Origin of the sequence: Herbaspirillum chlorophenolicum (assembly GCF_001189955.1) — a bacterium.
In the GTDB taxonomy this organism is placed as follows: Bacteria; Pseudomonadota; Gammaproteobacteria; order Burkholderiales; family Burkholderiaceae_D; genus Herbaspirillum; species Herbaspirillum chlorophenolicum.
Genome location: NZ_LFLT01000002.1, coordinates 37,676 through 50,554, shown reverse-complemented (window position 1 = coordinate 50,554; position 12,879 = coordinate 37,676). Strand labels below are relative to the sequence as shown.

18 protein-coding genes are annotated in these 12,879 nt (G+C 60.7%); 3 read left to right on the top strand and 15 right to left on the bottom strand.

Annotated features, from left to right (window positions below):
* Window positions 1-145 precede the first annotated feature (145 nt).
* From AKL28_RS01790 to AKL28_RS23800, 15 genes are all read right to left on the bottom strand, one after another.
* Window positions 146-1,282 carry a hypothetical protein gene (locus tag AKL28_RS01790; protein ID WP_050466356.1) on the bottom strand — a complete coding sequence of 379 codons (1,137 nt, stop codon included), beginning with the start codon at window positions 1,280-1,282 and terminating at the stop codon, window positions 146-148.
* A gap of 12 nt (window positions 1,283-1,294) precedes the next feature.
* Entirely contained in the window at window positions 1,295-3,268 is a 1,974-nt protein-coding gene (locus tag AKL28_RS01785) for a hypothetical protein (RefSeq protein WP_231602302.1), read from the bottom strand.
* Entirely contained in the window at window positions 3,265-4,692 is a 1,428-nt protein-coding gene (locus AKL28_RS01780; protein WP_050466355.1) for a terminase large subunit domain-containing protein, read from the bottom strand. The genes AKL28_RS01785 and AKL28_RS01780 overlap by 4 nt, the downstream gene beginning before the upstream one ends.
* Window positions 4,689-5,420 carry a terminase small subunit gene (locus tag AKL28_RS01775; protein WP_050466354.1) on the bottom strand — a complete coding sequence of 244 codons (732 nt, stop codon included), beginning with the start codon at window positions 5,418-5,420 and terminating at the stop codon, window positions 4,689-4,691. The genes AKL28_RS01780 and AKL28_RS01775 overlap by 4 nt, the downstream gene beginning before the upstream one ends.
* Window positions 5,420-5,653, bottom strand: coding sequence for a hypothetical protein (locus tag AKL28_RS01770; RefSeq protein WP_050466353.1), 234 nt, complete (start codon window positions 5,651-5,653; stop codon window positions 5,420-5,422). Before AKL28_RS01770 ends, AKL28_RS01775 begins: the two co-directional genes overlap by 1 nt.
* Window positions 5,654-5,661: 8 nt before the next feature.
* On the bottom strand, window positions 5,662-5,826 hold the full coding sequence (locus AKL28_RS24300; RefSeq protein WP_156226211.1) for a hypothetical protein: 165 nt from the start codon (window positions 5,824-5,826) through the stop codon (window positions 5,662-5,664).
* A complete protein-coding gene (locus AKL28_RS01765) occupies window positions 5,823-6,302 on the bottom strand; it encodes a RusA family crossover junction endodeoxyribonuclease (RefSeq protein ID WP_050466352.1) in 480 nt (159 codons plus the stop codon). The genes AKL28_RS24300 and AKL28_RS01765 overlap by 4 nt, the downstream gene beginning before the upstream one ends.
* A gap of 55 nt (window positions 6,303-6,357) precedes the next feature.
* Window positions 6,358-6,690 carry a Gp49 family protein gene (locus AKL28_RS01760; RefSeq protein WP_050466351.1) on the bottom strand — a complete coding sequence of 111 codons (333 nt, stop codon included), beginning with the start codon at window positions 6,688-6,690 and terminating at the stop codon, window positions 6,358-6,360.
* A 101-nt stretch (window positions 6,691-6,791) separates the two neighbouring features.
* On the bottom strand, window positions 6,792-7,235 hold the full coding sequence (locus AKL28_RS01755) for a hypothetical protein (RefSeq protein WP_050466350.1): 444 nt from the start codon (window positions 7,233-7,235) through the stop codon (window positions 6,792-6,794).
* Window positions 7,232-8,392 carry a DUF1376 domain-containing protein gene (locus tag AKL28_RS01750; protein WP_050466349.1) on the bottom strand — a complete coding sequence of 387 codons (1,161 nt, stop codon included), beginning with the start codon at window positions 8,390-8,392 and terminating at the stop codon, window positions 7,232-7,234. Before AKL28_RS01750 ends, AKL28_RS01755 begins: the two co-directional genes overlap by 4 nt.
* Entirely contained in the window at window positions 8,389-9,246 is an 858-nt protein-coding gene (locus AKL28_RS01745) for a DNA adenine methylase (protein ID WP_050466348.1), read from the bottom strand. Before AKL28_RS01745 ends, AKL28_RS01750 begins: the two co-directional genes overlap by 4 nt.
* Window positions 9,243-9,599: a hypothetical protein gene (locus tag AKL28_RS01740; protein ID WP_156226210.1), complete on the bottom strand. Its 357-nt coding sequence runs from the start codon at window positions 9,597-9,599 to the stop codon at window positions 9,243-9,245. Before AKL28_RS01740 ends, AKL28_RS01745 begins: the two co-directional genes overlap by 4 nt.
* 41 nt (window positions 9,600-9,640) lie before the next feature.
* Window positions 9,641-9,961 carry a CII family transcriptional regulator gene (locus AKL28_RS01735; RefSeq protein ID WP_050466346.1) on the bottom strand — a complete coding sequence of 107 codons (321 nt, stop codon included), beginning with the start codon at window positions 9,959-9,961 and terminating at the stop codon, window positions 9,641-9,643.
* Window positions 9,962-10,130: 169 nt separating this feature from the next.
* Window positions 10,131-11,078 carry a hypothetical protein gene (locus AKL28_RS24295; RefSeq protein ID WP_156226209.1) on the bottom strand — a complete coding sequence of 316 codons (948 nt, stop codon included), beginning with the start codon at window positions 11,076-11,078 and terminating at the stop codon, window positions 10,131-10,133.
* Window positions 11,075-11,332 carry a helix-turn-helix domain-containing protein gene (locus AKL28_RS23800; RefSeq protein WP_082221326.1) on the bottom strand — a complete coding sequence of 86 codons (258 nt, stop codon included), beginning with the start codon at window positions 11,330-11,332 and terminating at the stop codon, window positions 11,075-11,077. Before AKL28_RS23800 ends, AKL28_RS24295 begins: the two co-directional genes overlap by 4 nt.
* Before the next feature lie 78 nt (window positions 11,333-11,410).
* On the opposite strand from AKL28_RS23800, the gene AKL28_RS01725 reads away from it, so the two are divergent.
* The 3 genes from AKL28_RS01725 to AKL28_RS24285 all read left to right on the top strand — a co-directional run bounded on the left by AKL28_RS01725 (window position 11,411) and on the right by AKL28_RS24285 (window position 12,723).
* Window positions 11,411-11,863, top strand: coding sequence for a hypothetical protein (locus AKL28_RS01725; protein ID WP_050466344.1), 453 nt, complete (start codon window positions 11,411-11,413; stop codon window positions 11,861-11,863).
* Window positions 11,864-11,981: 118 nt separating this feature from the next.
* Window positions 11,982-12,395 carry a hypothetical protein gene (locus tag AKL28_RS24290; RefSeq protein ID WP_156226208.1) on the top strand — a complete coding sequence of 138 codons (414 nt, stop codon included), beginning with the start codon at window positions 11,982-11,984 and terminating at the stop codon, window positions 12,393-12,395.
* A gap of 16 nt (window positions 12,396-12,411) precedes the next feature.
* Window positions 12,412-12,723 (top strand): hypothetical protein, encoded by a 312-nt coding sequence (locus AKL28_RS24285; protein ID WP_156226207.1) that lies wholly within the window; start codon window positions 12,412-12,414, stop codon window positions 12,721-12,723.
* Window positions 12,724-12,879 lie beyond the last annotated feature (156 nt).

The window sequence follows — 12,879 nt, the reverse complement described above, 5'->3', positions numbered from 1 at the left end:
AAATTCGGTATGTCGGGTTTCAAGGATTCCAACCTGGTCGGGCCGGCCGCGCACTCGGCTATCGCGTTTTCCGGCCAGGTCATCATCCAAGAAGCACACATGGCAAGCGCATTATCAGATCACAATGGCATGCGCAAGGATTTTTCTAAAGCAGGCCCATATTTTCGATTTGGCGCATGATCTGGTCGGAACCGGATGCATTCGCCGGCAGTGCCGGGCGACCAGCGGCAGCCGGACGGCCACTGATCGGCGCCCCGGCGGGAGCGCGTTGCTGCACGGGTGCGATACGCACGTTGTCGTAAAGCATGCGCATAGCCGCCGGCCATTGATGGGGCTGGTACGTCGTCGCAAAGGTCTGCAAGTTCACCGGATTGGCGAAATACTCCTGCACCGCCCGCATTCGCGCCGGATGATCGACCTCATGCTGACGGGTGGCAACGTAGCTTTCCATCGATGCCTGGGCGGCTGCGATATCTTGCTGGAACCTCTGCGTGTCCTGCTGCTGACGCAGTTGGGCCTGGCGTTGCGCGTCATTCTGTGCCGCGGCGTGACGCATGCGCGCCACCTCCAGCGCTACCTCCCGCGGAATCTCCAGATTCGCCACGCGTTGCGCAAGGTCGGGATGAGGGGCCAACACATCAATGGCTGGAGCATCCTGGCCAAGTCGGCGGTAAATATCGGCGCGCGTCTCTTCCAGCATCTGCGCAGCGGCTTGCAGGTCGCGCGGATCGTTGGAATTCGCCAGGCGCGAAAACTCCAGATGCTGGCTGAACGTCTCGGCCGTCAGGCCAGCCCGGGCGACTTCTTCGCGGATGGCAGTCAGCCCGCCTTCGGCCTCGCGTGCGCGGCTGATGAATTGCTGCACGCGCGCACGACCGCGCTCAGACTGGATGCCGGCCAGCAGTTCAGCATCTTCCTGCTCGGGCGTCTTGGCCGCCGGCGGCTGACCGGTCGGCTGCTGGCCCTGCGGCGGCTGCCCTTGCGCCGGTGGCTGTCCGGGCTGTGCAGGGGCGCCCTGCCCGGATGCCATGGCGGCTGGCGCGGCGGTGCTGGTGAATCGGCCCGATGGATCACGCGGCTGACCTGCGGCCGGAGGCTCACCGGCTGCGGCCGGCGTGCCGCCCACCGTCAGGGAAGACAGCAGGCTCTCATATTCGCCAGGCTGCGGCGCTGCCGCCGGCGCGGCATGTTCCTGTCCGGTGGCGTCGTTCGCGGCCGGATCGGCGGGTGTGCCATTGTCTTGCGGGGCGATTTGGTCCTGGCCTTGCAGTTCTTGATCCATGTTGTTCTCCTGTTAAATGGAAACGGGTTGCTGGGCGCCGGCGCCAGCCGGCAGCATGCCCGGCGGAATACCCGGCATACCAGGCGCGGCGGGCGGCGCCACTGGTGGGGCCTGCATCTTCGGCAGGAACTGGGAAACGTCGATACGATCATCCAAACGCGACATCGTTTCGCGCAGCAGCGCTTCCAGCGGCTGATAATCGATGCCCTGGGCTGCCATCTGCATAATCTGCGTAACCAGCGGCTGAATCAGCGGCATGACCTTGGCCCAAATTTCCTGCGCTTGCGCCTTGTCCGGCGCGCCGGTGGTGCCGGCGACGATGGAAATCTCAACCATGTCGAAAATCTGGTCGCGTGTGAGTTCGGGCCAGTCGAAAGCCTGGCGCGCCGGCGTGATCACCTGGCCGGTAACCTGATCCATCACGGCATCGACATTGGGGCCGGTGTATCTGGCAACCTGCACCGGAGAAAGGTTTTGCAGCAGCACCTCGGCGGCATACTGGCTCATCTCCGTCAGCATGTCCTCCTGCTTGTCGCGGAATTCACCGGTGCGGCCAGACAGCGCCTGCTGCATAATGCCGGCCTCGGTCGCTGTCTTGGCCTGGACGATGGTGCTGCGCGCGGCGTCCTGCAGGCCGGTGACCTGCTCCCAGTCCTGCCTGATGGGGCCAGTATCGTAGTCGGCCGGGTTGATGGGAATATTCGGTCGCGCCATGATGGTTTGATTCAGCGGCTTCCCATCCGTGTCGATCAGCACCACCTCGCCCAACTCGGCATCAGTATGCCGTTTGACACTCTTGCCATTGAGGTCGGACGAGGCCACCCATCCGGGCTTGTTGAGGTTGCGGTGCGCGGCGAACTTGTCGCGTGTTTCGTTATGCTCGACCTGCAATTTCTCGGTCAGGTCAACGAGGCACGGGGCAATGAACTGGCCCGGCAGTACTGCATAGGGCAGGAGGAAGAAAGGGTACCAGCGCTGGCCGACCGTCTGCACCGAAAATGCCTCACGGCAAAAAAAGGAAGTGCCATCGGCCATCGTGTAGACCAGTTGGCTTTGCTTATCCCAGATTTCAAGGATGCAGATTTGTTCGTCGTCGCTTCCCTTGCTGGCGGGGGTACTCATCATCACGCTGCCCGACTTGTCAGGCTGGTCATCCATCGCATTGAAGCCCTCGTAGGACTTCGCGCCAGATAGATCAATCTTGTACCGGGCTTTGGCGGCGCCGCGCGTCATTGGCACCACCTGGGCGATCCAGTCGGCATTCTCGTAATCATCGAATTCGATCACGGCAGGGTCGATCAGCAGGTTTTCAGGCAACACCCGATCGATGACAAGGCCCTCGGCCGCAACCACTTCCGACTGCTGCGACAGGCCTTGCAGCACCTGTTCCAGTTCACGCTTATGCAATTCGGCATCGCCGCGCTGCTGGTCATCGTCCAGCGACTGCATCAAGCCTTCCAGGCGTTCGATGTTGTCCTGGGTGTCGTTGATGCGCTGGATAATGAGCGGATCGGTGCGCAGGTCTCGCTGGTACGTCACCTTCAGCACGCCGAAGTATTCGATCAGCGCGCCCAGCACCGTCATCTTCATGCGCTTTTTCAGGTGGGCATCCCGCATCTGGCGCGACAGCACGGTTTGCAACGTATCGCAGAACAGGCGCACGTCGCCGTGCCGCCATGTACCCGTCACAGACACATCGGGGTTGCGCGCATAGATGTTGGGCAGGGTTGCCTGCGCCGTGCTGAATATCAGGTTGGCCCGGTTGTCCACAAAATCGCGTGATTCAGCTGATTTATTCCAGTTGAAGCCCGCCGCCTTCTTGCGGTTGTGCTTGATGCGCTTGTGCAGCTTTTCCCAGTGCTTGCGGGCGGCGCGGATGCGGGAGGCCCATTTCTTCGCCAGTTCGTCGTCCGCTGGCTTCTCCAGCTCGCCGGGTTGGGTGGCCTGCTGCGGATCTGGCTGGCTGGTGTCGTCGGTTGGGTTCATGTCATCGCCTTGTATCGGATGTTGCCGTGGCCGTCAGCATAGGCAGCGTCTTCGGCATCGTCGGATTTTTCCTGATCTGCATCGGGCGCGCGGCGGATGGGGCCGGTGGCATACATGGTTTCGTCCCATGCGTGATCCTCCATCGAGGTGTCCACGTCTTCCAGGCGGTTGGGATCAGGCATCAGCAATGGCACAGTGCGAATCCAATGCCGGCAGGACTCGAAGACTTTCAGGCGGTCGGCCATGAGCAGATCCACGATGCGCTGCGCGCCATTGATACGCGACCCGCGCCCCTTCGCAGATTCACGCCATGCCACGCCGCTGCGCTTGAAGGCGCGCGCGATGGATTCCGTGCCGGCATTGCTGAAAATGGCCGAGTCAGCGATGTTCTGCCGATAGTCATAGCCAAGGCGCTCGTCGTATTCCTCGATCGTGAGGATGCGCTTGGCCACGGCAGTGGCGTCCTCGCGGCTGCCCTCGTTTGGCTTGCCGCCGTAGCCGTACAGTTCCCGCCAGCGGTAGAACACGCCATCATGGTCGAGTGCCCACCAGCCCACGCTGTAAGGCTTGGCGAAACCCCAATCCATCGCCTTCCAGACCTTCCAAGACGCCGGGATTTCAAACGGTGTGACGATATGCCGATCAGGATCGAACACGCCCTCAAGGAATGCACCGGCCACGGCGTCCCAATCGCCCTTTTCGAAAGCGCGCACGATGGCGGGCGAGCCCAGGCCGCGCAGGCGAGCGCGGTACATGGGGTCTTCCTCGGCCATAGTCGGGTTGTCTTCAAGAAGCGCCGGCACATACTGCCGCAGCATGCCGCCTTCCTCGTCTGGCGTGCGCCATATCTCCATGGCTTCGTGCGAGCCATCGCGGCCGAGTCCCCAGGCGGTTTTTACCCAGCCGTGCCCGACGTTGCCCGGGTTGGAGCCGGCCAGGATGCGCGGGAATTGGCCCAGCAGCTCAGGCGGCAATGCAATCGAGGTCATACGCACGCGAGAGCGCAGGAAGCGATAGATCACATCGGTGAACGTGGTCAGCTCATCGATCAGGAGCACATGGATTTCCGCTCCCTGATACTTGAATCGGTGCTTTTCCAACTGGCAGTGGCACAGGTAGATCCGCGAGCCGTTCCAGAACCGGATTTCCGTATCGATGATCTGCACACGACCGGTCAGCACCCACGGCGCCAGCAGGGCGCGAAACCCGCTGGGTCCCTCGACGTGGTTCTTTATCAGGTCTTCCAGGATGCGCCGGAACAGATAGACCTGCAGTCCTGGAATCATGGCGCACCAGATGATGGCCAGGGCGCGCAGGAGGAAGGATTTGCCGCCGCCCGCCGCGCCGCCGAACAGGATCTCGGTGGCCAGGCTGCGGAGAATGCTTCCCTGTTTGGGGTGCAGGTTGATGTCAAGCGCCGTCATGCCTTCCCGATGGTGACGTTAATGACGGCCGGCTCGGCCGATACCGGCAACTTGTCGCCCTTGGTGGTGTGGTCGACCTTATCCTGCAGCATGCCTTCGTGACGCATCAGCAATTCGGTGGCCGCCTTGCGGTCCATCGCCTTTAGCTTCATGCCGTCGCGTGTCTGCTCCACGCCCTCGTAGATGGCGCGCTGCTCGGGTGACAGCTTGCGGGTGTCTTTGATGAAAGTCTCGCCAATCCCCTCCCCAAAGCACTCAGGGCAATCGGGATGCGGATCGCGCAGCTTGTGATAACCGATCCCGCCCTGGGGATCGAACCGGCCGGGATTCGGCTTCTTTCCATCCGCCTTGTGTTCGGCCAACTTGCGGCGATGCTCGGCGCGGTCGCGCTCCATTTCTCCGGCCGTGCGCTGATAACGATGACCATCGCCGTGGCAGTACCGGCAGCACACGCGGCGATATTCGGTCAGTCCGTTGCGGTCGACGTGCGCAGCGGCCACCAGTGCGCGCAAGATGGCATCTTGATCAACCTTCACTCGCGCCGACCGCTCGGCCTTGGCGCGTGCGATGGCCTCGGCAATCGCCGGCTTTGACAATAAATCACTGCCGATCTGCTTGGCCGTGCGCACGCTATAGCCGGCCCGGATGGCCGCCTGGGTGGCGTTGAGGTTCATCAGATATTCATCGATGAACCGCTCGACCTTCGGTGTGATCGGATTCCTCGGCATTAAAACAACTCCCTCTGCGGCCCTTCACTGGCCGGTTTCAGCAAATGCGGCAGCAATTCAACCGTGTCCCGGTCTTCCCCGCCGCCGCCGTTGTAACGCACCACGCAACGTTCGTGCGCGTCTTCCTTCGATTCCATCCCCTTGTGGGCGACGACCACGCCGATGCGCCCGGTTGGCGTGATCACTCGCGCGCCAACCGGAAAATCATCGACATCGCGCAGACGTTCGCCCATATCGCGCCCTATTCCTCGGAGAGCGGTTCTGTCCGCGCAAACACCTGGCCATGCCAATCATCGGTATCGGCCTGCTGGTGCAAGGCGGCGATGCGCTGCTGCTCCAGGCGGTGAAAGTGGGCGGCCAGAGCCAGCTTGCCAGCGAACGCAACGATTGGGTGCATCTCGATCATGCCGCCTCCCCGAACAGGCCGACCTGCCGCTGCTCTACGCCCAGCGGCGTGATGGTCACCACCACACGCGCGCCCTCGGCGTCCGGCTCCATGCGCTCGGCCACCATGCGGCGCACCCACTTGTCGTCATCCATGGCGACTCCCTTGAGCGCGTCCAGCAGCACCTTGTTGGCGTTGTCCAGGTCGATGCAGCGCACGGTGTCGTCCCAGGTGGCGCCGGCCTGGCGCTGGCGCTTCTGCCAGTCCTGCGGGCGCGCCGGGTAGAGCTGTACATCGATCTGCACGCGGCCGGTGATGGGCTCGCGCAGGCCGGCCGCCTTGCACTTCCAGCCGACCGCCTGCTTGTAGGCCTCGGCTTCCTTCGTGACGTAGGTGATGGCCATGGCAGGCCGGCCAGCCTTGGCCGGGATGATGCGCGTGGCCCAGTAGGCATTCGCGCTCACCGGGTACGGCAGGGTCAGGGTGATGGGCTTCATGTTTGCGATTCCGTGCAAGTTGGCAAACTGCCCGGCCGGAGCCGGGTGGGTGGGGTTAAACCGATGCAATCTTCGAATTCAGGTTCAAGAACAGCACGTAGCCTTCCAGCTCCCACAACTTGTCCGCAGCCTTCTCGGCAGCGCTGGCCTTAGCCATGTTGAAGCCCAGTTCGGCGTCAAAGTTTTCCGGGCTGACGCAAGCGCTATGACCACTGGCCAGCAGGAACTTGCCATCGAGGAAGGCATGCACCACGGTGCTGGTGGTGCCATCGATGCGGCCGCCCTTGAACTCCACGCGCGCCATCAGGCGATCAATGTCGGCCAGGGTGATGCGTGGCGCCGTCAAGCCCTTGGCCTGGATTTCGTTTTCGATTGCTTGGTCAGGCATGGTTACTTCTCCTTTGAAACCTCAAAATGAGGCGGTTAAAAATCGGTTTAAACGCGTGGCGCCGCGGTCTGAGGTCAATTTTCGTCAGGTCGTAGGGCCGCTCATGCGTGTTGCGGCAAATCGAATTGCACGCGCTGCACGGGATCGTGAGCAGCCTGGCGCTGCGGCATTACCGGCAACTGCGGCTGCTGCACGCCGCGCGCTGCGTTGTCGATGACGCCCTCCAGGCGGCGCAGCCACTGCTGGGCGTTGACATCGGTTTCCTTCACGAACAGCAGATCGCTGCGCTGGTGGGCGCGGATGTCGTGCTGGATCTGCTTGAATGCCTTTTCCCAGCGCTCGGTGCCGTAGCAGACGCGGATGCCGCGGCAGATCAGGATCAGCCATTCGAGCCGGCGCAATTCCTGGGTGATGCGCTGCCAACTGCTGGCTTCGGTGCCCAAGTGGTAGGTGCAAAACCAGTTCGATCCGCCGTTGGAGGCGGTAGCGGCACAGGGGCAGCCAAAGGCTGCGCAGGCGGTCTTGTCTACGGTGGTGTCCTTCATGCTGCGGCTCCTTTCGCGGGTGGCTGCTTGCGGCGGCGGTCGATTTCCGATTGGATGAGGTCGCGCAGCTGCGAGTAGCTCCAGCCGAGCGGCGCAGTGATTCCCAGCTCCCTCGCCTTGGCATCGGTGGCCGGCTCGCTGGCGCGCCAGCTGCTGTCGTGTCGCGGCGGTGGCGGGTTCAGCAGCTCGGCAATGATCGGGGCGAGGTAGTTCGGATGGATGGACTCGGGCAGCGGCTTGCGCTCGCGCGCGATGTCGATGCCCTGCTGAAGCAGCTCGTCGGTGCATTTCGGGTTCCCGCCCCACCCCAGCGCCAGCGGATGCTGGGGCGTCATGGGCCGCACGCCCAGCCTGCGCAGCAGAATGGCCACGGCCACACCGCGGTTGATGGGCTTTTCCGGGTCTTGCACCGGGGCGGCAACGCGTTCGGCCTCGCCGGCCCCTACTACGGTTGAAGTAGCTGCTGCCTTATTTGTTTTTAATTCTCCCTCTCTATCTCCCTCTCCCTCTCTATTGCGATCGCACCCCGAATCGGGGGGCGATAAATCTAGCTGTCGGGGGGCGATGTTTTCATCATCGGGGGGCGATGCTTTTTTCTGTCGGGGGGCGACCTGTTTTTCATCGGGGGGCGATCCCGACAGGATTGCGACGACCTGCTTCTTGGTCAGCCATTCCGATTGGGGGGCGATGGACTTCAGGCGTGCCGCGGCGTCGATAATCTGGGCGTGAATGGCTTCGGCGTCGAACTCGGCGCCCCAGCGCTTGGCATTGCCGATGCCGCCGGCCAGGCGACTCAGCAGCTTGCCGATCCAGCCCTCCAGCGCCTTCTCGGCCACTACCGGGTGGTACAGCAAGCCGTCGCTGCACTTGATCCAGCCATGCAGCGCGCCATCGCGCACGGTCTTCCAGGCGCGATCGATCTTGCCGCGCGCCGAGTAACCGGCCTGGTCGGCAATCCATTTGTCGTTGTCGGGGATGGCACCGGCGGGAACGTGCTGCCAGGACGCGCACCACAGCAGCATGGCGGCCCAGCACTCGTCTGGAGTGTAGCTGGAGGCCAGTTCGGAGCCTTTCAGCCGCACTACGTCCAGGGGCATGAAACGGTAGCCCGCGAGGTCGCAGTCGGCCGGCGTGAGGGGTTGCGGAAGGTCGGTCATGCTGCTCCCAGTCCAAAAATGCCGCCTCGCTCGAGCTGGGCGAAGCTGGACGGATTGAGCCAAAGGCATTCGGTGCGCAGCCCCGTGCCCCTGGCTGCTGAAATACGGGCCTCGGTGCTGGTCATTTGCCAGCCGGTCAAAGCATCGCGGTAGAGGTCGTTGTCGTAGCCGGACAGCACCACCATGCCGCTGGCAGCATTCACCACGCCCAGCTGCTGGGCGTGGCCAGCGTCGTCCATTTCATGGGCGTAATAGCGACCGTGCTTCGCTCCCACGTAGCGCGTCTCCATCATGTAGGGCGGGTCGACGTAGAAAAGGGTGTCGGGCGCGTCGTGCTGCTCAATGACGGCGACCGCCGGGCGGTTCTCGATCATCACGCCCTGCAGGCGATCGCAAACTCGAGCGAGAGAGTCCGGCAGCCGCGCCCACAGGTCCTGGGCGGTACCGTATTTGCGGCGGGTGTCGATGCGGAAGCCGGTGTGGCCTTTCGTCGCGCCGGCCGAGCCGAATCCCATCTCGGCGCGCACCATCGTGCGGCGGGCGCGCTCGATCGGGTCATCCGTCGGCTCGTAGGCCTCTTCGAATTCCTGGCGCGCGTAAGGCGTCAGCAGCAACATTTGTGTGAGGCGTGCGCATTGCCCGGGATCGCGCAGGACACGGAACAGGTTCACGATATCGCCGTCCAGGTCGTTGTAGACCTCGGCGTATGCCCTCTCCTTCTGGATCAGGACGCCCGCGGCGCCACCGAAAGGCTCCACGTAGCAGCGATGAGGCGGGAAATGCCGGATGACCCACGGCGCCAGGCGAAACTTACCGCCGTGGTAGCGCAGGACCGGGCGCGTGACTTGGCTCATGCCGGCGCCCCTGCCCTTGCGGCCGCAAAATTCTGCCGAGTAATCACCTGCGCAGCCCGGAACACGTTGTGCGGCACCTTGGCCAGCGCCTGGTCCAGGCCATCCACCGCGGCGCGCAGCGCTTCCGCCTCGTCGGCGGCCACGGTCACCGGCTGGCCGGCGTCGTAACGCTCGCAGATCGCGGTCAGCACCGCCTGCGCGGCGGACAGGGATTCCGACTGGGCGCCGGCGTTGTCGAAGGTGGCCGTCATCAGCACCAACTGGTTATAGGTCTCGGCCGACGGCGCGCCGACCAAGGCCTCGACGCCCAGGCGCAGCTCGAGCGCGAGGTTGTCGCGGGTGGTAGCCATCATCGGCTGGCGGATGGTGCGCGGCTTGCGGGGCTTGGTGCGCTTCATGCAACCACCTTGCGCCGCTGGGCGCGCTTCGAATTGAAGTAGTCGGCGGCGATGTCCTCCAGCATTTCGATGCGCTCAGGACTCAGCATCATGGCGTCAGCCGGCCCGACCCGATAACCAATTGAGGCCAGGAACAGGCAGAACTTGCCCAGGTCATCAGTCGCAAAGCGGCTCACCGTGCTACCGGACACGCCCATGCATTCCGCTGCATTGACCTGCTTGACCTCTGCAAGACGGCGCAAAAGCTCGCTCTCAATCTCTGCAGCAGCTTTGCGGGTGTTTTCAGCCGGGTCCGGCGAAACTTTCTCTGTGCTCATGAGGGCACCCTGTTTTTGTGGGAATAAGGGCGCGTGTTCGCTCCCATGCCACAATCGGGGCTCTCACACCGGCCGATATCGGTCACGAAAGGAACACGCATGGAAACCGTCAATTTCTTTGTTCCATACGCAAAAGATGCCGAACAGGCAGAGCGCGTATATGGTGTATTCATCTCGAATTCCTCTTCGGATCCTGTTGCGAATCCGCCGTCGCGTCTTTACTCGATTGCGTTTCGGCACAATCAACAGCGCCATGTCGCAACCGTTGGGCAGCCAATTTCCGGCTGGCCGGAACCGGTCGGAATCGTTCTGGGAATAATCGAAACAGCCGCACTCGTGTACGTGCACACAGAAGTAAGAGGCGGAATGTCAGCGACCCCGATTTATGCGGGACATCCTGAGCAGGCATCGGATCGACGTTATTTCTCCGATTTTCCTCATCCATCTCAGCTATCGAGATAGCCAGCCGCCAGCAGTATCCAAGCGGCAAAGCCGTAGGAAGAGGCCTATAGCGCTCAAACGCCTCTATCGCATCCTGTGCGCGCCGGGATGCCTTTTGCGCCTCGATCAGGGCGGCATGAGCGGTTTGCTCAACGAGCGAAACGCGACTGAGCAGCTTCCGTTCGCCTGCGACTTCGCGCTCCAAGTGCTCCAGGCGCTTTCTATGGTTCGTATGAACGTTTCGCTCAAGATTGGCGATGCGGCGGAGAAGCTTCCGTTCGGCGCGGGATGGGCGTGAACTCGGCTTGGAATTGGACTTATTTGCGCATTCAGCGGAATGCTGGCGAGGAAGGAGTGCATTCCCTGCTTCCTGACGGGCCACCGACATGGAAACTGAAAGTTGATCAAGAAGAGAGCCTTTCGCGGCCCTTTGAAGATTTCTTTCGTCTGCGGACGAAATTTTTCCATCGGACGCTTGAAGCATTCGGTTCCTGATTTCATCAACCCAGGTGCGCTGCTTCACGGAAACCGCATGCTTTCGCACCTTGGTGATGATCTTGCCGCCGCGCGGCTCGCTGGAAGACCGAGCGAGACAATCCTCGCAGATGTCGGCTGGCTGCGGCACGGCCATATATTTGCGGCAGATTCCGCAGTGATCGTGGATTCTGGCGCTCACGATTGCACCTGTTCGGCAGAAAAGCCCGGAGGAAGCGCATCTGTGGGGTTGGGATACATCGACGGATGCAGCCGATGCGGAGTGAATTTGAAGCCGGTTTGCTCTGCCAGCCATAAGGCTCGACCGTCTGGCAGCTTTTGGCGCCACTTTGAAACGCCCCAAGCTGTTTTCAGCCCGGCCAATTTTGCTACCGCAGAATCGCCACCGAGATGATCAATGGCCTCGCCAACGGCAGGATTAGCAGTGTTTTCCATATGTTCGATCCGTAGGGTTGTCTCATTACGGCGAACAATACTACTTAAAGTAGATTTTATCAACTACTAAAAATAGAAATGACACAGATGGTTACTTTATCTAACCTTCTACTAATGGTAGATAACGATACAAACGGCATGCCCGTGCGATACCCGGAGTTTGCAGACCGGGTGCGGGATGCTGCCGAAAAGCAAGGCGTGACCGTGACGCAGATCAAGGACACGCTGAAGGTAACTTACGAGATGGCGCGCCGGTATTACCTGGGAATGGCGATGCCACGCAAGGACAAGATGGAAGCGCTGGCAGCACTGCTTAAAATAGATGCCGGCGCCCTTCAGTGGGGCCAACAAGGGGGCAGTAGCACGAAAAATACTGTCGACATCATGCAAGCAGCCTGGCCGTTCAGCGTAAGTAAGGCGCGATTTGACCGGCTGCCCAAAGACGAAAAAGAACGTATCGACGGTTTGATCGAACACACCATTACGGCGTGGGAGCATCGAACCCAGATGAAAAGTAAGAAGGCGGGATAAACCACCTGACCCACGCCAAATGCAATTATCATTCCCGACAGCGAAGATTTATCACCTTCCATCGAGAATAAAAAATCGAATTCCAGAAAGTGAATGAACGACGGAATGGAGAGGCAGAATGCAGACGAAAAAAACTTTACAAGTAGCGATCACATTGGCTTTCGCGCTTCTTTCTGGTATTTCCGTCGCCCAAGTCAAATTCCAATCCGAGCAGGATCAGTCTCAACCTTGGAAAAAATATACGGATACTCCCTTGACGCTGAACAGGGGAGTAGAAGGCAATGAGGCCCCATCGTCGCTAGCCAGGCCAGAAAGCGCTGGTGAGATCGAGCAACAAGAACGCGGCCGAATTGCCCGCGAAGAATATGCGCGCCGGCAAGCAGCCGATGATGCGCAGCAACGTGCAACAGCGGCAGCAATGCTGCTCGGTGTCGGCAATGCTATTCGAAATGCGGCGCCACAACCAAGACCGATGGTGAATTGCACTTCCCTACCTGGACGTGGCGGATTGGTTTCCACTACATGCTACTAGCCAGGAAGAATTTTCAGTGACTTACGCCGCCCCTTTAAATCAAAAGAAAAAATCTTCGGCCCTCCTGATTTTTACTTGCTTTTTGGCTGGTTGCGCAACTCACAATGAGCCACAAACTTTTGCCGATCCATATGGCTTTTTTTCTGGAATATGGCATGGGATTATTTTCCCTCTGGCTCTTCTGGTGAATATTTTTTCTTGGTTTGCCTCTCTCTTCGACATCAGTTTTTTATCCAACATCGAAATAATCGGCAGGCCCAATACCGGTACGGGCTACTACATCGGATTTTTTATTGGACTATGCATTGCCAGCCAATCAAAAGGCTGATGAGTAGTTTATTGGTGCTGCAAGCCCTCTTCGGAGGGCTTTTTCATTTCTGCCATCCATCGGCAAGATCACCAAATATTTCTACTTAAAGTAGTTGACACTCTACTTTTGGTAGTTTAATCTGCCCTCAATCCTACTTTAAGTAGATGCGAGGAC